Source organism: Polaribacter sp. (assembly GCF_039939415.1).
GTDB lineage: Bacteria > Bacteroidota > Bacteroidia > Flavobacteriales > Flavobacteriaceae > Polaribacter.
On record NZ_JBDVJE010000006.1, the window covers coordinates 1 to 22326 of the forward strand.

A 22326-nucleotide genomic window follows, 5' to 3' on the forward strand; every position below is an offset into this window, starting at 1 on the left:
GAACAGGATTTCCTGTTTTTACAATTTTTTCTACCGGAAAAAAACGCTCTAAATTATCATATGCAACACAAATTTTGTGAGCCCTTTTACTTAGTAACTTATTGGTAATTCCTGGATAAGAATTTTGTTCTTGAATTAAAGTTGGTATACCTTTAGAGTTTGCAACAATTAATGTTGGTCCGCTTGCAAAACCACCTGTACCAATAGCAACATCTGGTTTAAATTTTCTAATAATCTTAGATGCATTTCGTAAACTGCTTATCATTTTAAAAGGAAAAGATAAATTATCTACCGTTAATTTTCTTTGAATTCCAGAAATCCACAAGCCTTTAATTTCATACCCCGCTTGCGGAACTTTTTCCATCTCCATTTTATCTTTTGCTCCTACAAATAAAAAATTTGCATCAGGATAACGTAATTTTAATTCGTTAGCAATTGCTATTGCAGGATAAATATGCCCACCAGTTCCACCACCAGAAATTAATATATTAATCGATTGTTTCATGAAGTATATCTAAAGGGTTATCATCTAAAATATCTTCTTCTGTTTCAGTTTTTGATGCACTTACGCTTAGAATCATTCCTAAAGCAAAACACGTCATCCAAATAGAAGTACCTCCACTACTAATTAGTGGTAATGTTTGACCAGTAACAGGAAATAAATTTGTTGCTACAGCCATATTTATTGTTGCTTGAAAGATAATAGGAACACCTACACCTAACACCAATAAAGTTCCGAAAATTGTAGTTGTTTTTTTTATAACCACAAATATTCTAAATAATAAAATAAAATATATAGATACTATTAAAAAGCCACCAAATAAACCATATTCTTCTACAATTATTGCAAAAATAAAATCTGATGTTGATTGTGGTAAAAAATTCTTTTGTATGCTTTTTCCTGGTCCAACACCAAATGTACCACCAGTTGCAATTGCTATTTTAGCTTTTTCAACTTGATACGATTCTTTGCCTTCTTCATCAGAAAAACTTTCTATTCTACTTTGCCAAGTTTGTACTCTATTTGGCATTGCATCTGGAAAAGCTTTTGCTATTAAAACAAAAATTGATAATAAAACGATTCCTGCTCCTAAAATAAACCCTATGTATTTTATTGGATATCCTCCTATAAAAGTTACCATTAAAATCATTACAAAAATAATAGCTGTTGTAGAAAAATTTGCTGGTAAAATTAACATTAATACAATAGCTACTGGCAGCCAAAGTTGCCACAAACTCTCTTTAAAATTAATTAATTGTTCTTTATTTTTTGCTAAATATCTTGCCACATAAACCATTAAAACTAGACCTGCTAAAGTAGAAGTTTGAAAACCAATTCCTCCAATTCTTATCCACCTACTTGCATTTGCTCCTCCAATTGTAGTTCCTTGAGCTAAAGTAAAAATCAACAAAACAATTACTACTGGCAACATTAAAACAGAACCACCAGAAAAATATCTATAAGGCACTTTATGAACACCATAAATAATTGCAAAACCCATCATTAACAAAACAATATGTTTTACCAAATGCCCTAATGTAGAACCAGAACCAACAACATACACCAAGTTTGTACTTGCACTATACACAGGCATAAATGAAAATATTGCCAAAATAGCAACAATTGCCCAAATGGTTTTATCTCCTTTTATATGTTGGAATATAGTTTTCATTAATAAATTTCTTTATACTTTGATATTTAAATTATAGGTTTCAACAATTTTAAAGACTCCTTACTGCATTTTTAAATTTACGCCCTCTATCTTCATAATTTTCAAATAAATCGAAACTAGCACAAGCTGGCGACAACAAAACTGTTTCTCCTTTTTCTGCTAATTTATGAGATACTTTTACTGCTTCTTCTGCACCAGCAGTTTCTACAATAATATCTACAACATTACCAAAAGTATTTTTAATTTTATCATTGTCTAAACCCAAACAAACTATTGCTTTTACCTTTTCTCTTACCAAGGGCAATAAATCATTATAATCATTACCTTTATCTACACCACCAACAATCCACACTGTGGTTTTATTCATACATTCTAAAGCGTAAAAAACTGCATTTACATTAGTTGCTTTAGAATCATTTATATATTCTACACCTCTTATTTTTGCAACATTTTCTAAACGGTGTTCTACACCTTCAAAATCTTCCAAACTTTCTAAAATTGTTTGTTTTCTTACTTTTAGCAATTGAGCTGCCATGGTTGCTGCCATAGCATTTTTTGTATTGTGTTTTCCTTTAACTGATAAAGTTGATAACGGCATAGTAATTATATCTTTATTGATGTTGATTATTATATTATTATTTTCTAAAAATGCTCCATATTCTAATTTTCTTTCAATAGAAAATGGAACTAATTTTGCTTCTGTTTTATTTTCTTTTAACCAATTATTGATTGCTTCATCATCTGCATCAAAAATTAAATAATCGGTTGCTTTTTGATTTTTTGTTATTCTAAATTTTGACGCTACATATTTTTTAAAATCATAATCATATCTATCTAAATGATCTGGTGTTATATTGGTAATAATTGCAATATGACTATTGAATTTTTCAATTCCATCTAACTGAAAACTACTTAACTCTAACACATAATTCTCATAAGATTGTTCAGCAACTTGTTGTGCAAAGCTGTCTCCAATATTACCTGCAACTCCTACATTTAAACCTTCTTTTTTTAAAATATGATGCACTAACAATGTTGTTGTTGTCTTTCCGTTTGAACCCGTGATTCCAATAATAGTAGCATCTGTAAAATGAGATGCAAATTCTATTTCTGACATAACAGGTATAGAACTCTCTATAAGCTTTTGAACAAGAGCTACTTTATCTGGAATTCCTGGACTTTTCATAACAACATCAGCATTTAATATTTTGCTTTCAGTATGATTTTTCTCCTCGAAATTTATTTCATTATTTATAAGAACTTTTTTATATTTTTTAGATATTTCTCCTTTATCAGAAACAAAGACTTCATATCCTTTTTGCTTTCCTAAAAGCGCTGTACCTACACCACTTTCTCCTCCACCAAGAATTACTAATCTTTTCATTTATCTTAATTTCAAGGTAACAATGGCAAAAACCGCTAATAGAATTCCTACAATCCAAAAACGAACAACAATTTTACTTTCGTGATAACTTAGTTTTTGATAATGATGATGTAATGGAGACATTTTAAAAATTCTTCTTCCTTCTCCAAACTTCTTTTTTGTGTATTTAAACCATGAAACTTGCATGATTACACTTAAGTTTTCAACTACAAAAATCCCTGCTAATATTGGCAACAATAATTCTTTACGAATTGCAATAGCAATAACTGCTATAATTCCTCCAATTGTTAAACTACCTGTATCACCCATAAAAACTTGAGCAGGATATGTATTGTACCATAAAAAACCAATTAGCGCTCCTGCAAAGGCAAGAATAAAAACAGTCATTTCACCAGAATTTGGTATATACATTACATCTAAATAATCTGCAAAAATGATGTTACCAGAAACCCATGCAAACACTGCTAAAGTGACTACAATTATGGCTGAAGAACCTGCTGCTAAACCATCAATACCATCTGTTAAATTTGCCCCATTAGAAATACCAGTTACAATAAATACAGTGATTAAAATAAAAACTATCCATCCATATTTTTCATAACCATCACCTAAAAAACTTAAAGCTTTAGAGTAATCTAATTCATTATCTTTAAAGAAAGGAACTGTTGTTTTTGTAGATTTATGCGCTTCACCAAAAACCTTCTTTCTTCCATTTTCTTGCATCACTTGTTGATCAACAGGTAATTGTTCTTTTATGGTAACTCCATCATTAAAATAAAGCATAGAGCCAACTATTATTCCTAAACCAACTTGACCTAAAACTTTAAATTTACCACTTAAACCACCTTTGTCTTTTTTAAAAACTTTAATATAATCATCTATAAAACCTATTAAACCCATCCACACTGTAGAGATTACTAAAAGAATTATATAAATATTATCTAATTTTGCTAATAATAAAGCAGGAATTAATGTTGCTAAAATGATGATAATTCCACCCATAGTAGGTGTTCCTGATTTTTGTTTTTGTCCCTCTAAACCTAAATCTCTAACAGTTTCACCAACTTGTTGTTTTCTTAAAAAATTAATAATTCTTTTACCAAAAATTGATGATATTAATAATGATAAAATAAATGCTGCAGCTGCTCTAAATGTGATAAACTGAAATACACTTGCCCCAGGAAAATGAAATTGACTTTCTAAATATTCGAATAAATAATATAGCATTCTTAATTATTTTTTTAATTGATTGAAACAGTTCTTAATTTCCTCTAAATCATCAAAATGAGTTCTAACTCCATTTATTTCTTGATAATTCTCATGGCCTTTTCCTGCAATTAATATGATATCTCCTCTATTAGAAAACTTACATGCTGTTTTAATTGCCTGACCTCTATCTAAAATTGATATTGTTTTTTTATAATTCTCTGGGGAAACACCAGATTCCATCTCATCAATAATGGTTTGAGCATTTTCTGTTCTTGGATTATCTGAAGTAAAAATCGCTTGATTACTTAATTGAGAAGCAATGTGTGCCATTTTAGGTCTTTTTGTTTTATCTCTGTCTCCACCACAACCAACTACCGTAAACAAACTTTCATTACCAGTTCTAATGTCGTTTATAGTTTCTAATACATTTTTTAACGCATCTGGAGTATGCGCATAATCTACAATTGCAGTAACATTATCTTCTGAAATCACATACTCGAAACGACCGCTAACATTTTCTAATTGACTGATAATTGTTAAGATTTCTAAAATTTCTAAACCTAATAATTCTGCTGTTGCAAAAATTGCCAACAAGTTGGATGCATTAAACTGACCTATTAACTTAGTCCAAACTTCGGTATCATTAATTTTTAAAAGCGTTCCAGAAAATTGCTTTTCTAAAATCTTAGCCCTATAATCTGCAAGTGTTTTTAAAGCATACGTTTTCTTTTTAGCCTTTGTATTTTGCAACATAAAATCGCCATTCTTATCATCTATATTTGTTAAAGCAAATGCTGATTTTGGCAAAGAATCAAAAAAAGTTTTTTTTACATTCCTGTATTCTGCAAAAGTTTCATGATAATCTAAGTGATCATGAGATAAATTGGTAAAAATTCCTCCAGCAAAAATTAATCCTTCTGTTCTTTTTTGATGAATTCCATGAGAGCTCACTTCCATAAAACAATAATCTACACCTGCTTCAATCATTTTATCTAAAAATGAATTTATAGTAACAGAATCTGGAGTTGTATGTGTTGCTTTAAATTCAGTTTCATCAACTAAAATTTTTACTGTTGATAAAAGTCCAACTTTATAACCTGCTTTTTTAAACAACTGATATAACAACGAAGCTATTGTAGTCTTACCATTTGTACCTGTAACACCTATAAGTGGCATTTTCTCAGAAGGATTATCATAGAAATTAGCAGCCATTATAGCCAAAGCAACATTTGCATCTGCAACTTGAATATAACTAACTCCTTCTTTTTTATTTTCTGGACATTCTTCACAAATAATTACAGTTGCTCCTAAATTAATTGCTTTGTCTATATATAAATGACCATCTACAGTTACTCCTTTTTGAGCAACAAAAACATCATTATTTTCAATTTTTCTAGAATCGAAAACAACATTATTTACCTGAATATTTGTATCATCAAATACTTGATTAATTGAAACCTTATATAATATGTCTTTTAAATTTTTCAGCTTACGAAAGTTTTAAAATGATGGTTTTACCTTTTATTAATTTCTCTCCTTTTTTAAGTGATTGAGATTTCACTTTCCCTACTCCAGTAAACTGAACTTTTAACCCAATGTTTTCTAACAATGCCAATGCATCCATACCAGACATACCTCTTACATCAGGAATTGTTTGATACTCCTTACTTATTTTATCATCAAATTTTTTAAATTGATTGTTTATATCTACAAACTCTACTTTACTATCTACAGATTGATTATCTACAGGCGTAGTTGTATATATTTTTTGCGCAATTTCTTTAAACACTGGCGCAGCAACTGTTGCTCCATAATATCCTTTTTCTTTTTTAGGATCATGTACAACCACAATGCAAGAGTATTTTGGTTTATCAGCAGGAAAAAAACCTGCAAATGACGCTACATAATGTTTTGTTGAGTAATAACCACCTTCCCATTTTCCTTCTTTATTTTTGGTTCTAGGAATGTATTTTTTAGCTGTTCCTGTTTTACCTGCCATAGAAAAATTAGAAGAATAGATATTATCTGCAGTACCTTTAACAACAACATCTTCCATTACCTTTTTAATCTTATTTAAAGTTTCATTAGAAGCAATTTTAGAATTTAAAATTTCTGCCTCAAAAACCTTTTCAGTTTTATCTTGCCTTCTTAATTCCTTAATAAATCTTGGCTTCACCATTACTCCATTATTAGCAACAGCATTGTAAAACATTAAAGTTTGCATTGGCGTTACAGAAACCCCATAACCCCAAGACATCCATTCTAAAGAAATTTTACTCCAACTCTTATCTTTTGGTTTTGGAACATAAGGTTTCCCTTCTCCTTTTATCTGAAATCCAATAGGTTTTGTAAAACCATATTCTTCAAGTTTATCTATAAACTTTTGAGGCTTATCATCGTAATATTTTTTTATCAACTTAACAATACCAACATTAGAAGAAACCTCAAAAACTCTAGCTGCAGAAATTTTACCATAACCACCTCTTCTTGAATCTTCTACTTTTCTATTATGAATATAAATTTTTCCTTTTTCAGTATCAACTACAGTTGAAGTATCAATTACCTTATCATCTAAGGCAATCATTAAACTTGCTAACTTAAAAGTAGAACCTGGCTCATGACTTTCCCAAACAGCATAATTCCTTTTTTCATAATAAGTTCCTTTAGAAGTTTTTCCTAAATTAGAAATTGCTTTTATTTCTCCTGTTGCAGTTTCCATAACAACTGCACAACCATGATCTGCTTCAAAATACTCTAACCTACTTAACAACGCATGATGTGTTATATCTTGAATATTTACATCTAACGTTGTTATAATATCATGACCATCAATAGGTTCTTTTTCATTTACATCATTAATAGGTTTCCATTGATTTTTGGCAATTTTCTGTTTCCAACGCAAACCATTTTCACCTTCCATATAATCTGCAAAAGCCCCTTCTATACCTGCTTCACCTCTATAATCATCATACCCAATTGTACGAGCTGCAATTTTACCAATTGGATGCGCTCTCACAGTTTTATGTTCTGCAATAAAACCTCCTTTATAAACTCCTTTATTAAAGATTGGAAATTGCTTCATTTTTAGATAATCTGTATATCCAACATTTCTAGCTATTAATAAATACCTACTTTTTTTATTTTTTGCTCTATTTAATTTCTTTTGATAAAAAGCCGGAGTTTTACCCAACAACCTTGACAATTCTTGAGACAACCCAACTACATTCTTTTCAAAAACCCCACTTCTAACAGCAGAAACAACATCCATTCTAATAGTAAATCTAGACATAGAAGTTGCTAATAAATTCCCATCAGCAGCATACACATTACCTTTATTTGCATATATGGTATCTTGTTTAATAGTTAATTCTGTAGAAAGTTTTCTGTATTTTTCTCCTTCTGTATACTGAATAGAAAAAACCCTAAATACAATCACCAACAAAAACAGCGTCATAAAAGCAGCTACCAAGTAGAATTTTGTAAGTATGCTTTTTTTATGAGTTGCCAATTTTATTAATCTTTTATAGTTACTTTAATTTTTTTTGGAGGGGACTTTAAAGGTTGTAAACCTCTATTTTTTGCTTTTTCTCTGATATTTGATTCCATTTTCATTCTCATCAAAATAGTACCAGTATCTACATATTCTGCCCTTAACTCTCTTTTCTCTTTATTCAATTCAGAAATTCGAATTACTTTTTTATCAGCTTTATGAGCACTTGTTATCATAACTAACAGCAGCATTACTACAAAAATGATAATCCTCCAGTTTTTAAAAGCAGATTCATCCGTAAGAAAACTTCCTCTCAGAAAATCATACACTCCTTTTTTAACTTTAGACATTTTATTTTTTTAATGTTGCTATTCTTAATTTAGCGCTGCGAGCCCTATTGTTTAGTTTAATTTCCTGTGGGGTAGGCACTATTAACTTTCCAACTTTTTGCAACGGCTCATTACTATTTCCAAAAACATCTTTTTCGGGCTCACCACTAAATAATCCTGTTCTTATAAACCTTTTTACCAATCTATCTTCTAAAGAATGATAAGAGATCACACTCAACCTACCTTCCTCTGTTAATAAATTTGGCACCTGTTTTAAAAACTCTTTTAAAACTTCCAATTCTTCATTTACTTCTATTCTAATTGCCTGAAATATCTGAGCAATAATTTTATGCTCTTTTGCTTTTGGCAAATACCTTTGCAATACTTTTCTTAACTGAAAACTTGTATCAATTTTTTCTTCTTGCCTTTTCTCTACTATTGTTTTTGCTATATTTCTAGAATTTCTTAATTCACCATACAAAAACAATATTTCAGCCAATTTCTCTTCAGAATAATTATTGATAATTTCTTTTGCTGAAATTTTAGATTTCTGATTCATTCTCATATCTAAATCACCATCAAAACGTGTAGAAAAACCCCTTTCTGCTTCATCAAATTGATGAGAAGAAACTCCCAAATCTGCCAAAACACCATCTACCTTTCTTACACCATTAAACCTTAAAAATCTCGATATATATCTAAAATTTTCCGGAATCAAAACAAAACGCTCATCATCAATAATATTACCTTGCGCATCTGGATCCTGATCAAAACCAAATAACCTTCCATTTTCTCCAAGTCTTTTCAAAATCTCTTTTGAATGACCTCCACCCCCAAACGTAACATCTACATAAACACCATCCTCCTTAACAGCAAGCGCATCTATACTTTCATGCAATAAAACCGGACTATGATAATTCATTTATACTTGTATTTCCCATTACTTCTTCAGCCAAATCAGCAAAATCATCAGACGCATCATCTATTGCTTTTTCATACTTCTCTTTATCCCAAATCTCAATAATATTTACGGAAGAAGACATTACAACCTGCTTCTTAATACCTGCAAACTCAAATAAATCTTTTGGAATTAAAATTCTTCCAGTCGCATCTAATTCTACCATTTTTACACCTGCCGTAAATCTTCTGATAAAATCATTATTTTTCTTATTAAACCTATTAAGCTTGTTTATTTTCTCCATCATCAAATTCCACTCTTTCATCGGATACAACTCCAAACAAGGTTGAAAAACAGCTCTTTTAACCACAAAACCTTCTTGTAATACAGAAGACAATTGCTTCTTGAAAGCAGACGAAAACATCATCCTTCCTTTAGCATCTGCCTTACATTCATATGTACCAATTAGATTTATCACTTAAAAAACGTTTAATTGAAATCAAAAATATATAAATTTTACCACTTTTTACCACTTTTTACCACTTTGTTAATAAATAACGAGTTTATTAACAATTCATTGCACTTTTTATATTTAAAACATAAACAAAGGGTAAGCTTAAAAACATTATCTATTTCATAAAAAAGAATTACATTTGCTTTTAAGTGAATTGATAAATAAATGACTGACAATTTAATTACTGAAGGAAAGTTTAAGTACGCTGAAGCTGGAGAAGGACCTTCAATCATTATATTACATGGTTTAATGGGAGCTTTAAGCAACTTTAGCTCTACTTATGAACATTTTTCTAAAAACGGATACAAAGTTCTTATTCCAGAACTACCTTTGTACTCTCTTCCTCTTTTAAAAACCAATGTTAAAAATTTAGCGAAGTTTTTAAAAGAATTTATGGAGTTTAAAAATATTGATAATGCTATTTTACTAGGAAACTCTTTAGGTGGTCATATCGCCCTCTATTTTACAAAACATTACCAAGAAAAAGTAAAAGCTTTAGTACTTACAGGGAGCTCAGGCTTATATGAAAACTCTATGGGAGACAGTTACCCTAAAAGAGGGGACAGAGGTTATGTTACTAAAAAAGCACAAGATGTTTTTTATGATCCTGCAATTGCAACTGAAGAATTAATAGATGACGTATATGTTGTAATTAACGACAGAAACTCCCTAATTAGAACTTTAGCAATAGCAAAAAGTGCTATTAGACACAATATGGCAAAAGATTTGCCAGAAATGACCTTACCTGTTTGCCTTATTTGGGGCAAACACGATAAAGTAACCCCCCCAGAAGCTGCAAATGATTTTCATAAATTATTGCCAAATTCAGAATTATTTTGGATTGAAAAATGCGGACATGCTGCAATGATGGAAAGACCAGAAGAATTTAATGAAGTTCTAGAAGATTGGTTGGTTTCTAAAAATTTTAAATAGCCATGAAAATAAAATCGGCTGAGTTTATAATGAGTAACAGTAATGTTATCAAAGCTCCAAAAGACAGAATGCCAGAATACGCCTTTATTGGACGTTCTAATGTTGGTAAATCTTCATTAATTAACATGTTAATGGAGCGTAAAGACTTGGCTAAAATTTCTGGAAAACCAGGAAAAACTCAACTTATTAATCATTTTATGATTAATGACCAGTGGTTTTTAGTTGATTTACCAGGATATGGGTATGCTCAAGTATCAAAAAAGAAAAGGACTATTTTTCAATACTTTATAGAAAACTATTTTAAAGAACGAGAACAACTTGTATGTACATTTGTATTGATTGACTCTAGACATGATCCTCAGAAAATTGATTTAGAGTTTATGAAATTCTTAGGTGAAAACCAAATTCCTTTTTGCATTGTTTTTACAAAAGCAGACAAATTAGGAAGTTCTAAATTAAATAAACAAATCACTTCTTACAAAAAGAAATTATTAAACACTTGGGAAACACTTCCTCAATCTTTTATTACCTCATCTTCTACAGGTCTTGGAAGAAAAGAGTTTTTAGATTTTATTGATGCCATTAACCAAGATGTTGCAAAAGATTTTAAATAATTCTAATGCATTCTACCAAAGAAAATTTACAAATTTTATTTGAAGACAATCACATTATCATTGTAAATAAACGCGCAGGCGATATTACACAAGGTGATAAAACTGGTGACAAACCTCTAAGTGAAGTTGTAAAAGAATACGTTAAAGACAAATACAACAAACCTGGAAATGTTTATTTAGGCGTTGTTCATAGATTAGACAGACCTACTTCTGGAATAATCATTTTTGCAAGAACTTCTAAATCTTTAGAACGACTAAACAAAATGTTGCGTGATAAAACCATCAATAAAACATACTGGGCCGTTGTAAAAAATCATCCAAAAAAAGAAAAAGACACGTTAATAAATTTCTTAAAAAAGAATCCTAAAAACAATAAATCTACAGCTTTTTCTAAAGAAATTGACGGTAGTAAAAAAGCTATTTTACATTATACCGTTATTAAAAAACTAGATAATTATTCTTTACTAGAAATTGATTTAGAAACAGGTAGACATCATCAAATTAGAACGCAATTATCTAATATTGGTTGCCCAATAAAAGGAGATTTAAAATATGGTTTTAACAGAAGTAACAAAGATGGAAGTATTCACTTACATGCTCGTAAAATAGCGTTTACCCACCCAGTTTCTAAAGAAATAATTAAAATTACTGCTCCTACTCCAAAAGAAGTTATTTGGAACGCTTGTATAAACTAATCTTTAGGTTTAAAAATCAAAACATTTTCACTTTGCTCTATTTCTGCTTGATTAATTTTCATTTTTACAAATTCACCTTTTAGATATTTTTGAGCTTGATCTTTATAATGTTTACTAAATACTCTACCAGATTGTCCTGTAGGTAAAATTCCCAAACTATTGTCAACATCAGAAAAATCTACAATTCTTCTTGTAGAAGGTCCTGCTTTTACTTTATAATAACCCGTAGAATCAATATCATAAATTTGATTATTTATCACTTGATCTCCTCCTGTTGTTACAAAAGGACCAACATTAAAATATTTTCTTAGCGCTGGCACTTCGCCAACAGCATGCTTGTATTCAACCGAAATTACTCTATCCCAAGTCCAACTATCTATATTTTCTCCTAATTGATTTTCTAAAAACTCAAATGCTTTTTTAAAGGAATTAGTTACTATTTCTTGTTTTGTTTCAATCTTGCCTTTTGTAGTAATATCATCCCACCAAATTGATTTCTCTCTCTTGACTTGAACTGGTAAAACTTTTTCTACAAAAGGAGTATTTATAAATTGATGATATCCTTTTCCTAATTCATCTGCAAAAGTATTTTTCTGAAACTCATAAACTAATCTATTATAAATAACAGGAGCAACCTCTTGTTTTTCAAAATTTCCTTTCCAGTTTTCTAAGATTGAAATTATTTTTTTCTGACTAACTGTCAACTTTGTTTTATCAATAGATTTTATTAAGTCATTGGCTATTATTGGTGCATTTAGAGATGTAACATCATAAATCATCTTTGAAACATCTTCTTTTGTCCAATTATTTTTTGGTTCTAATAAATCTACAATTCTTTTAGCCCTATCTTCATTTAAATAATAACCAGGATAGAGTTTTCCTGCAATAGAATCTGGTTGATTGTTTGCAGAATAAACATAATTTAAACTAGGATTTATAGCTTGTGGATTGTCATTAAAATCTAAATATTCTAAAATTTCATCATTCCCAGAAGCTCCATCTAAATACGTTTTGGTATACACAGAATCTCTATATTTATACAATTTACCAGATGCAAACCACGCAATATTATTTTTAGAATCACCATACATCATATTTAAACCTGGAGCATGTAATTTACTTGCTCCATTTTTAAAATCAGACAGACTTTTTGCATGAGAAACTTCATAAGCTACGTCTAAAATTTTGTTCTCTAACTTTGTGTAAATCCATTGCATTGCAATCGGACGCTCATCTTCTATATGCTCAATTATATCATTCATAATCGGTCCATGTCTACCAACTTTTATTGAATAAACAATATCTTTTTCATCTTTAACTTTAATTCGTTTTTCAATTAAATCATAATTAATATATCCATTTTCTGTTTTGTATTGATTTGAATTTTCTGGGTTTTCTTCTTCAACATAAAAATCTACATCATCGTTTTCAAACATAGTTAAACCATAGGCATAATCTTTATTATGCCCTAACAACGGAAAAGGAACTAAAGCTAAATGAAAACCATACAACTCATAATCTGGAGTTTTAAGATGAGCTTGATACCAAACTGAAGGTTGTGAAAATGCAATATGAGGATCGTTTGCAAAAATTACTTTACCGTTTTTAGTTTTATTTGCCCCAATAACCCAAGAATTACTTCCAATAAATGGAGATATTGGCAAATCTTCAAAAAGATGATGCATTTCTCTCGCTAATCCTGCTTTAATTTCTAAGTTTGTTTCGTTTTTAATTAAGGTTAAATTTTCATTTTCTACACCAATTAACTCGTTAAAATATGCATTGCCTAATTTTTCTTTAACTTCTGTTAACAAAGGATCTGTTTTATGAGCAATTGCAAAACTAAACGCCATGTACCCAAAAACATTATACATATCTTTAAAAGTAAACTGTTCTTTTTTTACACCAACTAATGTGTACTCTATGGGCGTTTTCCCTTCTTCTATATATTGATTAACACCATTTAAATAAGAAGCAACCATTTTATATTTTTCAGAATTTTTATCTAAATTTAAAATCGTTTTTTCTGAAGCTTCTTCAATTCCTAATCCAGAAAAGAATTTATCAGTTCTTATTAACTTCTTCCCAAAAATTTCAGACAATCTACCTGCAGCCAATCTTCTTATCAACTCCATTTGCCATAATCTATCTTGAGCATGTAAATATCCTAAAGCCACGTAAGCATCTGATTGATTTTGAGCATTGATATGTGGCACACCAATATCATCGAAATATACAGTAACTTCTTTAGAAATATTTTTCAACTCTAATTCACCAGAATAATCTGGTTTATATGTTTTAGAGTACAACCAAACAGAAACAAATACCAATACAATAAGAATTAATAGAATTCTTAACGAACGTTTCAAAAACTTCATGAAAATTGATTTTTTTCAAAGATAACAGAAATATTATTTACAGATAACTACAAAGAAAATGAAAGGAAGTTCGTATTTTTGGTGGGCAAAATTTTTTATATGAAAAAAATTCAAATGGTTGACCTACAAGGTCAATATCAACAAATAAAAGAAGCTGTAAATACTTCTATAGATCAAGTTTTAAATTCTTCTGCTTATATAAACGGACCTCTAGTACATGAGTTTCAAGCAGATTTAGAAAAATATTTAGATGTAAAACACGTAATTCCTTGTGCAAACGGAACAGATGCATTGCAAATAGCAATGATGGGCTTAGATTTAGAGCAAGGTGATGAAGTTATAACTGCAGATTTTACTTTTGCTGCAACTGTAGAAGTTATTGCTTTATTAAAACTTACTCCGGTTTTAGTGGATGTAGATGCTAAAACATTTAATATAGACATTGAAGCTTTAAAAAGAGCAATTACTCCAAAAACGAAAGCAATTGTTCCTGTTCATTTATTCGGACAAGTTGCAAATATGGATGCTGTTATGGAAATTGCTAAAGAACATAATCTTTTTGTGATTGAAGATAATGCACAAGCAATTGGTGCAGATTACACGTTTAAAGACGGAACTAAAAAGAAAGCTGGTACAATTGGTAATGTAGGTACAACTTCATTTTTCCCTTCTAAAAACTTAGGTTGTTATGGAGATGGTGGTGCCATTTTTACAAATGATGATGAATTAGCTCATACTATTCGTGGAATTGTAAATCATGGAATGTATACTCGTTATTATCATGATGTAGTTGGTGTAAATTCTCGTTTAGATTCTATTCAAGCAGGAGTTTTAAAAACGAAACTACCTCTCTTAGACAGTTATTGTGATGCAAGAAGAAAAGCTGCTAACTTTTATTCAAATGCTTTTGCAGAAAACACAAACATCATCACTCCTAAAATAAGTGATTTCACTACACATGTTTTTCATCAATATACTTTACAGATCACAAATGGTAAAAGAGATGATTTACACAAGCATTTGTTAGAAAAAGGAATTCCGAATGCAATTTATTACCCAGTAGCATTACATTCTCAAAAAGCATATGCAGATTCAAGATATAACGAAAGTGATTTTACTGTTACAAATGGATTAATAAAAACTGTGATTTCTTTACCAATGCACACTGAGTTAGACACTGAACAATTAGAATTTATTACAAAAACAATTTTAGATTTCGTTAAATAAAATTACTGCTATGAAAAGAATATTAGTTACTGGTGGTTTAGGTTTTATAGGTTCTCATACAGTTGTAGAACTACAAAACGAAGGTTTTGAAGTGGTAATTATTGATGATTTATCTAACACAACTATTAGAGTTTTAGATAAAATTACAGAAATTACTGGAACAAAACCAAACTTTCATCAAATTGATTTAAGAGTAAAAAGTGAGGTAAAAAACTTTTTCGAAAATAATAAAGTTGATGGAATCATCCATTTTGCTGCTTTTAAAGCTGTTGGAGAAAGCATGCACAAACCTTTAGATTATTATGAAAATAATTTAGGGACTTTAGTTTACTTATTACAAGAAATGAGTGACAGAAAGTTAGACAACTTTATTTTCTCTTCTTCTTGTACTGTTTACGGACAAGCAGATGAATTACCAATTACAGAAAAAGCACCTGTAAAGACAGCTGAATCTGTTTATGGAAACACAAAACAAATTGGTGAAGAAATTTTAAAAGACGCCAGTAACGCTCATGATTTAAATATCATTGCTTTAAGATATTTCAACCCAATTGGAGCTCATGAATCTATAAAAATAGGAGAACTTCCTTTAGGAATTCCTCAAAATTTAATTCCTTTTGTAACACAAACTGCCGCAGGAATTCGTGAAGAATTATCTGTTTTTGGTGATGATTATGATACTGAAGATGGAACAGCTGTACGTGATTATATTCACGTAGTCGATTTAGCAAAGGCACATATTGCAGCTTTACAAAGATTAATCAAAAAAAACAATAAAGAATCGTTTGAATACTTTAATGTTGGAACAGGAAAAGGAAGTTCTGTTTTAGAAATTATTAAAGCTTTTGAAAAAGTAAATGATTTAAAATTAAATTATAAAATTGTAGACAGAAGAGCTGGAGATATTACTGCTGCTTATGCAGATACTACTATTGCTAATAAAGAACTGAACTGGAAAACAGAACTTTCTTTAGAAGACGCTTTGAGTTCTGCTTGGAAATGGCAACAAGCTCAAAAATAAATTTATAATTACTAAAACTCCAATTTTTAATAATTGGAGTTTTTTTTGCTTCAACATAATTACTTATAGATACATACCATATAGATTAAAATTATTTTTAATGAAATTTATTGGAAAACGCTATTTAGATTACTCATCTTTCATAAAATTAACTTTTGGAGAAAGAGTTCAAAAGATATCTTTAGATATTGGTTTTTCTTGTCCTAATAGAGATGGAACTAAAGATTATGGAGGTTGTACTTATTGTAATAACAACACTTTTAATCCAGATTATTGCGAACCTCAAAAAGGAATTAAACAACAATTAGAAGAAGGAATTTCTAGATTTTCAATAAAATACAAAACACAAAAATATTTAGCATATTTTCAAGCATACACAAATACATATTCAGATTTTGAATCGTTAAGAAAAATGTATGATGAAGCTTTAAGTGTACCAAATGTAGTTGGATTAGTTATTGGCACAAGACCAGATTGTATTTCTAATGAAGTGATTGACTATTTAGAACTCTTATCAAAAAAACATTTTATCTCATTAGAGTTTGGAGTTGAAAGCACACTAAATAGGACCTTAGAAAAAGTAAACAGATGTCATTCTTATGATGAAACAATTGCAACCTATGATAAATGCAAAAACAAAGGATTTCATTTAGGAGCACATTTAATTATTGGCTTACCTGGAGAAACAAAAGAAGATTTGTTAAACCATGCAATAGAAGTTTCAAAACTTCCAATAAACACTTTAAAATTACATCATTTACAGATTGTAAAACAATCTATAATGGCATCTCAACACAAACGAAATCCAGAAAATTTTGATCTTTTCACTGTAGAAAAATACATCAAATTTATGTCTGAATTTGTGTCTTTATTAAGACCAGATATTATTATTGAACGTTTTATAAGTCAAGCACCAATAGATTTATTAATCGCTCCTAATTGGAATGGACTTAAAAACTTTGAGATTGTTTCTAAAATTGACAAACAATTGGAATTAGAAAATACTTGGCAAGGGAAAAATTATGAAGCTTTTTAAAACAGTAAATGATTAAAAAGTAAAGTAGAAAACAATTTAATTTGTTTCTAAATTTTTAAAAACCTAACTTCGTTAACTTCGAATATAAGTCAATAAAAACGACACATATTCGTATTTAAATTACACACAAGCTAATGACAGAAATATTTACAACAAAAAAACTAGAAAAATTAATAAAAAAAAGAATTGAAAATAGAGCTTTAGATATTGAAAATATTTTTGGAAAATGGAATGCTTCTGTATTATATATTGCTAGAAAAAAATGTTTAATTTTTGTTAATTCAAAAAGTTTCTATTCTGTTATAATTCCTAGATTTTCAACTACTGAATTAGATAAAATTCATTTATTGTTCCTTGAAAGTTTTTACGCACAATTAGATTTTGAAAAAATTAAGATCGATGCAGAATTTCTTGTTGACAATGTTGGTGAGTTAAAATTCTACTCCACTGATAACGATAAAAAAATGACTGGAATTATTAACTATAATATTTCAAAAATAGATTACCTTAAATACGAATATGAAATTTTTAATTCTTCTGTGATTCGAGAATTAACAGAGAAATTGAATTTGACACCTTTCAAACAATTAAACTGGAGTCAACCTAAAGAAATAATGCAGAAAATAATACAAAAAAGTGTGTAACACACTTTTATAATTTATTGTTAATTATAGCCTGCTTACAAAATCCTTCCAGATTTTCTGTTCGGTCTTTATTTGCTAAATTAGTTGCTTAACCATGTAACTTTCAATAACAGAAACACATGAACGAAACCACAAAATTTCCCATAAAAAAACGAACCTTTAAAAGTTCGTTTTTTTAATATCTCAAATAATTTGTTTAAAATTTATTCAGATAAACTTGCTCCACTAGCTGCAACAGATCTATCTATTTTACGCATTAAACCTTGTAACACTTTACCAGGTCCAACTTCAATAAATTCAGTTCCACCATCAGTAATCATAGACTGTACACATTGTGTCCATTTTACAGGCGCAGTTAATTGAGCTATTAAGTTTTCTTTAATTTCATCAGGATTTGTAACTGCTTTTGCAACTACATTTTGATACACTGCACACGTTGGTTTACTAAATTCAGTTTCTTCAATTGCAGCAGCTAATTCTTCTCTTGCAGGTTCCATCATTGGTGAATGAAATGCGCCACCAACAGGTAATAATAAAGCTCTTCTTGCTCCTTTTTCAGTTAAAACCTCACACGCTTTTTCAACAGCAGCAATTTCACCAGATATTACTAATTGACCAGGGCAGTTGTAATTTGCAGCAACCACAATTCCATCAATTTCAGCACACGTTTCTTCAACAATATTGTCTGCTAAACCTAAAACTGCAGCCATTGTAGAAGGTGCAGCTTCACATGCTTTTTGCATTGCCAAAGCACGTTTAGAAACTAACTTTAATCCATCTTCAAAAGTTAATACTCCATTTGCAACCAATGCAGATAATTCTCCTAAAGAGTGTCCTGCAACCATTTCTGGTTTAAAATCATCACCTAAAACTTTCGCTAAAATTACAGAATGTAAAAATATTGCAGGTTGCGTAACTTTTGTTTCTTTTAACTGTTCAGCAGTTCCTTCAAACATAATATCTGTTATAGAAAACCCTAAAATACTGTTTGCTTTTTCAAAGTATTCTTGCGCTAAGGCAGATTTTTCGTATAAATCCAATCCCATTCCTGTAAATTGCGCTCCTTGACCCGGAAAAATATATGCTTTCATTTAATTGTATTTAATTGTTGTTTGTTTCGGCAAAAATAATCAATTTTATTGGAAGCTATTTCCTGCTTTCCACTATATCTTTTTGTAAAAAACAAAAAGGATGCCGTTTCAATCAGGGCTAAACTTGTTTGCAAACTTATAGATTACCTGTACTGATAGAATATTTATTAACTTCGCTTTATGACAATTAAAGACAAACAATTAGCCAACAACATCTATTTAATTCTTGCAGCTTTATTTATTGCTTCTTTGGTCGCTTCAAATCTAATTTTTCAAAAGTTTTTCTATTGGGAACCTTTTGGTTTGTATCGTTTTGAAATTTCTGTCGGAATTTTACCGTATCCTATTACATTTCTAATTACAGATATTTTATCAGAAATCTATGGAAAGAAAAAAGCAAATCAAGTTGTTATTGCAGGGATTTTTGCTTCCTTTTTTTCGATGTTTATTATTTTAGTGGCAGATTTTGCTCCGGCAATAGAGAATTCACCAATTAACGACAAAATTTTTCATCAAGTTTTTGGTTTATCACCTTTAGCTGTTTTTGCATCAATGATTGCCTATCTATTCGCACAATTTATTGATATAAAAATATTTCATTTCTGGAAAAACCTCACAAAAGGAAAACATTTATGGTTAAGAAATAATTTCTCAACATTTCTATCACAATTTATAGACACATTTACAGTTCTCTTTTTACTATCTTCTTTTAAAATTTTACCATGGAATATTTTTACAAGCCTTTTAATAAGTGGCTTCCTTTTTAAAGTAATTATTGCAGCTTTAGACACTCCTATTTTATACGGAGTTGTGTATTTATTTAGAAGAAAATTCAACTTAAAAATCAATGAAGAAATCACGAATTAATTTAAATAGATTTTTTGTAATTAATTAAAAAAGCATTCGTCTAAAAAGTTAGAAAACAATATAAAATGAAAAAAATACTTTTATCACTTATAATATTACTTACTTTTTCGCAAGGTTATTCACAAACTTCTATATTTAACGAGTTACTTCAAAAACACGTTACAAAAGACGGAATTGTAGATTACAAATCTTTCAAAACAAATGAAACCAAATTAGATGATTTTATTTCTTATTTAGAAAAAACATCACCAGCAAGTTCTTGGTCAGAAAACAAACAAAAAGCATTTTGGATTAATGCTTACAATGCATATACAATCAAATTAATTTTAGGGAATTATCCTCTAAAAAGTATTATGGATATTAAAGAAGAAGGAAAAACTGCTTGGAAAATTCCTTTTGCTAAAGTTGGCGGAAAAACATATACGTTAGATCATATTGAACATCAAATTTTGCGTAAAGACTTTTCTGATCCTAAAATTCACGTTGGTGTAAATTGCGCTTCAGGTTCTTGTCCTAAATTAGGAAACACTGCTTTTACAGAACAAAACGTAGAAGCAGAATTAACGCGTTTAATGAAAGATTTTGTGAACGATTCATCAAGAAATAAACTTTCTAAGAAGAAGGTTCAAATTTCTTCAATCTTCGATTGGTTTAAAGATGACTTCACAAAAAATGGTTCTATAATCGACTTTTTAAATAAATATTCTGATACTGAAATTAGCTCGAAAGCTAAAATTAGTTTTCTAAAATACGATTGGACTTTAAACGGAAAGTAACACAGTTACTTTAGGTATTTTTTTTAAAAACAAATTGTATATTTAATCTTTAAAAAATTACATTAATTTATGTCAAAAAACTATTATGATGCTGCCGATTTAAGAAAATTCGGTAAAATAACAGAATGGAATGAAGAACTTGGAAACAAGTTTTTTGACTACTATGGAAAAGTATTTGAAGAAGGCGCTTTAACTGCTCGTGAAAAATCTTTAATCGCTTTGGCTGTTGCACATACAGAACAATGTCCTTATTGTATAGACGCATATACAAAAGACACTTTACAACGTGGAATTACTAAAGAACAAATGATGGAAGCAATTCATGTTGGTGCTGCAATTAAAAGTGGTGCAACTTTGGTTCATGGAGTTCAAATGATGAATAAGGTAAACAAACTTGACGGATAATAGTTAACAGTATTCAGTAGCACTATTCAGTTAAGTGTCTACTGTAAACTGAGACTGTAAACTTATAAAATGGCTACAAAATCGCTAAAAGCAAGAAATAACGACATTGCAAATACTTCTCGTCAGATGGAAATTCTTTCTGAAGGAATTTTTGAAAATGGAGAATTACCCACTTTTGCTGCTAAAATTAAAGAAACTAATCAGTTTCCTTTACGTCCTAAAAAACTAGAAATTCTACAAATAAACTTGGGTTATATGTGTAATCAAGTTTGTGAACATTGTCATGTAGACGCTGGTCCGGATAGAAAAGAAATCATGACATTGGAAACGATGAATGAGTGTTTAGACGTTATCAAAAAAACAGAAGCACATACGTTAGACTTAACAGGTGGCGCTCCAGAAATGAATCCTAATTTTAGATGGTTTGTAGAAGAAGCATCAAAAGCAGGAATTAAAGATTTTATTGTGCGTTCTAATTTAACAATTATTAGAGCCAATAAAAAATATTATGATTTGCCAGAATTCTTCAAAAAACATAATGTACATGTAGTTTCGTCAATGCCACATTGGACTCGTGGAAAAACAGACAAACAACGTGGAGATGGAGTTTTTGATAAATCGATAAAAGCTTTACAAGAATTAAATGCAGTTGGTTACGGAATGCCAAGTTCTGATTTAAAATTAGATTTGGTTTACAATCCTTCTGGTGCTTTTTTACCTGGAGATCAAATGGCATTAGAAAATGATTTTAAAAAAGCGTTAAAAACAGATTTTGATATCGATTTTCATAATTTATTTGCCATTACAAATTTACCAATTAGCCGATTCTTAGATTATTTAATTGCATCAGAAAACTACGAAGATTATATGTATAATTTGGTAGAAGCTTATAATCCTGCTGCTGTAGAAAATGTAATGTGTACAAATACACTTTCTGTAAGTTGGGACGGAAATTTATACGATTGCGACTTCAACCAGATGTTAAACTTAAAAGTAAACTCTAAAGTAAAACACATTTCAGAATATAACGAAGAGTTACTACAAAATAGAAACATCATTATCAATCAACATTGTTATGGCTGTACTGCTGGAGCAGGAAGCAGTTGCCAAGGAGTTGTTGCATAAAAACTCGTTTTTTTAAA

22 protein-coding genes are annotated in these 22326 nt (G+C 29.7%); 11 read left to right on the plus strand and 11 right to left on the minus strand.

The window, feature by feature from the left end:
- The 9 genes from ABJG40_RS00400 to mraZ all read right to left on the minus strand — a co-directional run.
- Window positions 1-505: glycosyltransferase (locus ABJG40_RS00400; protein ID WP_348022597.1), on the minus strand; the 505-nt coding region annotated here is incomplete at its 3' end.
- Window positions 489-1673, minus strand: a complete 1185-nt coding sequence (locus tag ABJG40_RS00405) for an FtsW/RodA/SpoVE family cell cycle protein (RefSeq protein WP_348022598.1) — start codon at window positions 1671-1673, stop codon at window positions 489-491. The genes ABJG40_RS00405 and ABJG40_RS00400, both read right to left, overlap by 17 nt.
- A gap of 49 nt (window positions 1674-1722) precedes the next feature.
- On the minus strand, window positions 1723-3057 hold the full coding sequence (gene murD, locus ABJG40_RS00410; RefSeq protein ID WP_348022599.1) for a UDP-N-acetylmuramoyl-L-alanine--D-glutamate ligase: 1335 nt from the start codon (window positions 3055-3057) through the stop codon (window positions 1723-1725).
- The gene (gene mraY, locus ABJG40_RS00415) at window positions 3058-4284 is read right to left on the minus strand and encodes a phospho-N-acetylmuramoyl-pentapeptide-transferase (protein WP_348022600.1); all 1227 of its coding nucleotides are present in this window, start codon (window positions 4282-4284) and stop codon (window positions 3058-3060) included. It lies immediately after the preceding gene.
- A 6-nt stretch (window positions 4285-4290) separates the two neighbouring features.
- On the minus strand, window positions 4291-5754 hold the full coding sequence (locus ABJG40_RS00420) for a UDP-N-acetylmuramoyl-L-alanyl-D-glutamate--2,6-diaminopimelate ligase (RefSeq protein WP_348022690.1): 1464 nt from the start codon (window positions 5752-5754) through the stop codon (window positions 4291-4293).
- Window position 5755: 1 nt separating this feature from the next.
- A complete protein-coding gene (locus ABJG40_RS00425; RefSeq protein WP_348022691.1) occupies window positions 5756-7720 on the minus strand; it encodes a penicillin-binding protein in 1965 nt (654 codons plus the stop codon).
- 59 nt (window positions 7721-7779) lie between these two features.
- Entirely contained in the window at window positions 7780-8106 is a 327-nt protein-coding gene (locus ABJG40_RS00430; protein WP_348022601.1) for an FtsL-like putative cell division protein, read from the minus strand.
- A 1-nt stretch (window position 8107) separates the two neighbouring features.
- Window positions 8108-9007 (minus strand): 16S rRNA (cytosine(1402)-N(4))-methyltransferase RsmH, encoded by a 900-nt coding sequence (gene rsmH, locus ABJG40_RS00435; RefSeq protein ID WP_348022602.1) that lies wholly within the window; start codon window positions 9005-9007, stop codon window positions 8108-8110.
- A complete protein-coding gene (gene mraZ, locus ABJG40_RS00440; protein WP_348022603.1) occupies window positions 8994-9461 on the minus strand; it encodes a division/cell wall cluster transcriptional repressor MraZ in 468 nt (155 codons plus the stop codon). Before mraZ ends, rsmH begins: the two co-directional genes overlap by 14 nt.
- Before the next feature lie 201 nt (window positions 9462-9662).
- On the opposite strand from mraZ, the gene ABJG40_RS00445 reads away from it, so the two are divergent.
- From ABJG40_RS00445 to ABJG40_RS00455, 3 genes are read left to right on the plus strand one after another with little or no spacing between them, the layout of a single operon-like run.
- Complete coding sequence (locus ABJG40_RS00445; RefSeq protein ID WP_348022604.1) at window positions 9663-10430, plus strand: alpha/beta hydrolase; 768 nt, start codon at window positions 9663-9665, stop codon at window positions 10428-10430.
- A 2-nt stretch (window positions 10431-10432) separates the two neighbouring features.
- Complete coding sequence (yihA, locus tag ABJG40_RS00450) at window positions 10433-11044, plus strand: ribosome biogenesis GTP-binding protein YihA/YsxC (RefSeq protein WP_348022605.1); 612 nt, start codon at window positions 10433-10435, stop codon at window positions 11042-11044.
- Window positions 11045-11049: 5 nt separating this feature from the next.
- Window positions 11050-11739: an RluA family pseudouridine synthase gene (locus ABJG40_RS00455; RefSeq protein WP_348022606.1), complete on the plus strand. Its 690-nt coding sequence runs from the start codon at window positions 11050-11052 to the stop codon at window positions 11737-11739.
- On the opposite strand, the gene ABJG40_RS00460 is transcribed toward ABJG40_RS00455, so the two are convergent.
- Window positions 11736-14117 carry a penicillin acylase family protein gene (locus tag ABJG40_RS00460; RefSeq protein ID WP_348022607.1) on the minus strand — a complete coding sequence of 794 codons (2382 nt, stop codon included), beginning with the start codon at window positions 14115-14117 and terminating at the stop codon, window positions 11736-11738. The two genes, ABJG40_RS00455 and ABJG40_RS00460, sit on opposite strands and share 4 nt — an antisense overlap.
- A gap of 99 nt (window positions 14118-14216) precedes the next feature.
- On the opposite strand from ABJG40_RS00460, the gene ABJG40_RS00465 reads away from it, so the two are divergent.
- The 4 genes from ABJG40_RS00465 to ABJG40_RS00480 all read left to right on the plus strand — a co-directional run bounded on the left by ABJG40_RS00465 (window position 14217) and on the right by ABJG40_RS00480 (window position 18045).
- Window positions 14217-15344 carry a DegT/DnrJ/EryC1/StrS family aminotransferase gene (locus tag ABJG40_RS00465; RefSeq protein ID WP_348022608.1) on the plus strand — a complete coding sequence of 376 codons (1128 nt, stop codon included), beginning with the start codon at window positions 14217-14219 and terminating at the stop codon, window positions 15342-15344.
- 10 nt (window positions 15345-15354) lie between these two features.
- Window positions 15355-16365 (plus strand): UDP-glucose 4-epimerase GalE, encoded by a 1011-nt coding sequence (gene galE / locus ABJG40_RS00470; protein WP_348022609.1) that lies wholly within the window; start codon window positions 15355-15357, stop codon window positions 16363-16365.
- A 100-nt stretch (window positions 16366-16465) separates the two neighbouring features.
- Window positions 16466-17401: a TIGR01212 family radical SAM protein gene (locus ABJG40_RS00475; protein WP_348022610.1), complete on the plus strand. Its 936-nt coding sequence runs from the start codon at window positions 16466-16468 to the stop codon at window positions 17399-17401.
- 134 nt (window positions 17402-17535) lie between these two features.
- Window positions 17536-18045: a hypothetical protein gene (locus tag ABJG40_RS00480; RefSeq protein ID WP_348022611.1), complete on the plus strand. Its 510-nt coding sequence runs from the start codon at window positions 17536-17538 to the stop codon at window positions 18043-18045.
- A 203-nt stretch (window positions 18046-18248) separates the two neighbouring features.
- On the opposite strand, the gene fabD is transcribed toward ABJG40_RS00480, so the two are convergent.
- On the minus strand, window positions 18249-19136 hold the full coding sequence (gene fabD, locus ABJG40_RS00485) for an ACP S-malonyltransferase (protein WP_348022612.1): 888 nt from the start codon (window positions 19134-19136) through the stop codon (window positions 18249-18251).
- A gap of 180 nt (window positions 19137-19316) precedes the next feature.
- Here fabD and ABJG40_RS00490 point away from each other — a divergent pair, with 180 nt between their 5' ends.
- The 4 genes from ABJG40_RS00490 (at window position 19317) to arsS (ending at window position 22309) form a co-directional block, all read left to right on the plus strand.
- Window positions 19317-20003 (plus strand): queuosine precursor transporter, encoded by a 687-nt coding sequence (locus ABJG40_RS00490; protein ID WP_348022613.1) that lies wholly within the window; start codon window positions 19317-19319, stop codon window positions 20001-20003.
- A 65-nt stretch (window positions 20004-20068) separates the two neighbouring features.
- Window positions 20069-20779 carry a DUF547 domain-containing protein gene (locus tag ABJG40_RS00495; protein ID WP_348022614.1) on the plus strand — a complete coding sequence of 237 codons (711 nt, stop codon included), beginning with the start codon at window positions 20069-20071 and terminating at the stop codon, window positions 20777-20779.
- A 69-nt stretch (window positions 20780-20848) separates the two neighbouring features.
- Window positions 20849-21184 (plus strand): arsenosugar biosynthesis-associated peroxidase-like protein, encoded by a 336-nt coding sequence (locus ABJG40_RS00500; protein WP_087522060.1) that lies wholly within the window; start codon window positions 20849-20851, stop codon window positions 21182-21184.
- A gap of 69 nt (window positions 21185-21253) precedes the next feature.
- Window positions 21254-22309 carry an arsenosugar biosynthesis radical SAM (seleno)protein ArsS gene (gene arsS / locus ABJG40_RS00505; RefSeq protein ID WP_348022615.1) on the plus strand — a complete coding sequence of 352 codons (1056 nt, stop codon included), beginning with the start codon at window positions 21254-21256 and terminating at the stop codon, window positions 22307-22309.
- Window positions 22310-22326 lie beyond the last annotated feature (17 nt).

Excerpts from the sequence above, each read along its gene's own strand:
- ABJG40_RS00405 (WP_348022598.1), bottom strand. The coding sequence starts at position 1,673 with ATGAAAACTATATTCCAACATATAAAAGGAGATAAAACCATTTGGGCA.
- murD (WP_348022599.1), bottom strand. The coding sequence starts at position 3,057 with ATGAAAAGATTAGTAATTCTTGGTGGAGGAGAAAGTGGTGTAGGTACA.
- mraY (WP_348022600.1), bottom strand. The coding sequence starts at position 4,284 with ATGCTATATTATTTATTCGAATATTTAGAAAGTCAATTTCATTTTCCT.
- ABJG40_RS00425 (WP_348022691.1), bottom strand. The coding sequence starts at position 7,720 with ATGACGCTGTTTTTGTTGGTGATTGTATTTAGGGTTTTTTCTATTCAG.
- ABJG40_RS00430 (WP_348022601.1), bottom strand. The coding sequence starts at position 8,106 with ATGTCTAAAGTTAAAAAAGGAGTGTATGATTTTCTGAGAGGAAGTTTT.
- rsmH (WP_348022602.1), bottom strand. The coding sequence starts at position 9,007 with ATGAATTATCATAGTCCGGTTTTATTGCATGAAAGTATAGATGCGCTT.
- ABJG40_RS00445 (WP_348022604.1), top strand. The coding sequence starts at position 9,663 with ATGACTGACAATTTAATTACTGAAGGAAAGTTTAAGTACGCTGAAGCT.
- yihA (WP_348022605.1), top strand. The coding sequence starts at position 10,433 with ATGAAAATAAAATCGGCTGAGTTTATAATGAGTAACAGTAATGTTATC.
- ABJG40_RS00455 (WP_348022606.1), top strand. The coding sequence starts at position 11,050 with ATGCATTCTACCAAAGAAAATTTACAAATTTTATTTGAAGACAATCAC.
- ABJG40_RS00460 (WP_348022607.1), bottom strand. The coding sequence starts at position 14,117 with ATGAAGTTTTTGAAACGTTCGTTAAGAATTCTATTAATTCTTATTGTA.
- ABJG40_RS00465 (WP_348022608.1), top strand. The coding sequence starts at position 14,217 with ATGAAAAAAATTCAAATGGTTGACCTACAAGGTCAATATCAACAAATA.
- galE (WP_348022609.1), top strand. The coding sequence starts at position 15,355 with ATGAAAAGAATATTAGTTACTGGTGGTTTAGGTTTTATAGGTTCTCAT.
- ABJG40_RS00475 (WP_348022610.1), top strand. The coding sequence starts at position 16,466 with ATGAAATTTATTGGAAAACGCTATTTAGATTACTCATCTTTCATAAAA.
- ABJG40_RS00480 (WP_348022611.1), top strand. The coding sequence starts at position 17,536 with ATGACAGAAATATTTACAACAAAAAAACTAGAAAAATTAATAAAAAAA.
- fabD (WP_348022612.1), bottom strand. The coding sequence starts at position 19,136 with ATGAAAGCATATATTTTTCCGGGTCAAGGAGCGCAATTTACAGGAATG.
- ABJG40_RS00490 (WP_348022613.1), top strand. The coding sequence starts at position 19,317 with ATGACAATTAAAGACAAACAATTAGCCAACAACATCTATTTAATTCTT.
- ABJG40_RS00495 (WP_348022614.1), top strand. The coding sequence starts at position 20,069 with ATGAAAAAAATACTTTTATCACTTATAATATTACTTACTTTTTCGCAA.
- ABJG40_RS00500 (WP_087522060.1), top strand. The coding sequence starts at position 20,849 with ATGTCAAAAAACTATTATGATGCTGCCGATTTAAGAAAATTCGGTAAA.
- arsS (WP_348022615.1), top strand. The coding sequence starts at position 21,254 with ATGGCTACAAAATCGCTAAAAGCAAGAAATAACGACATTGCAAATACT.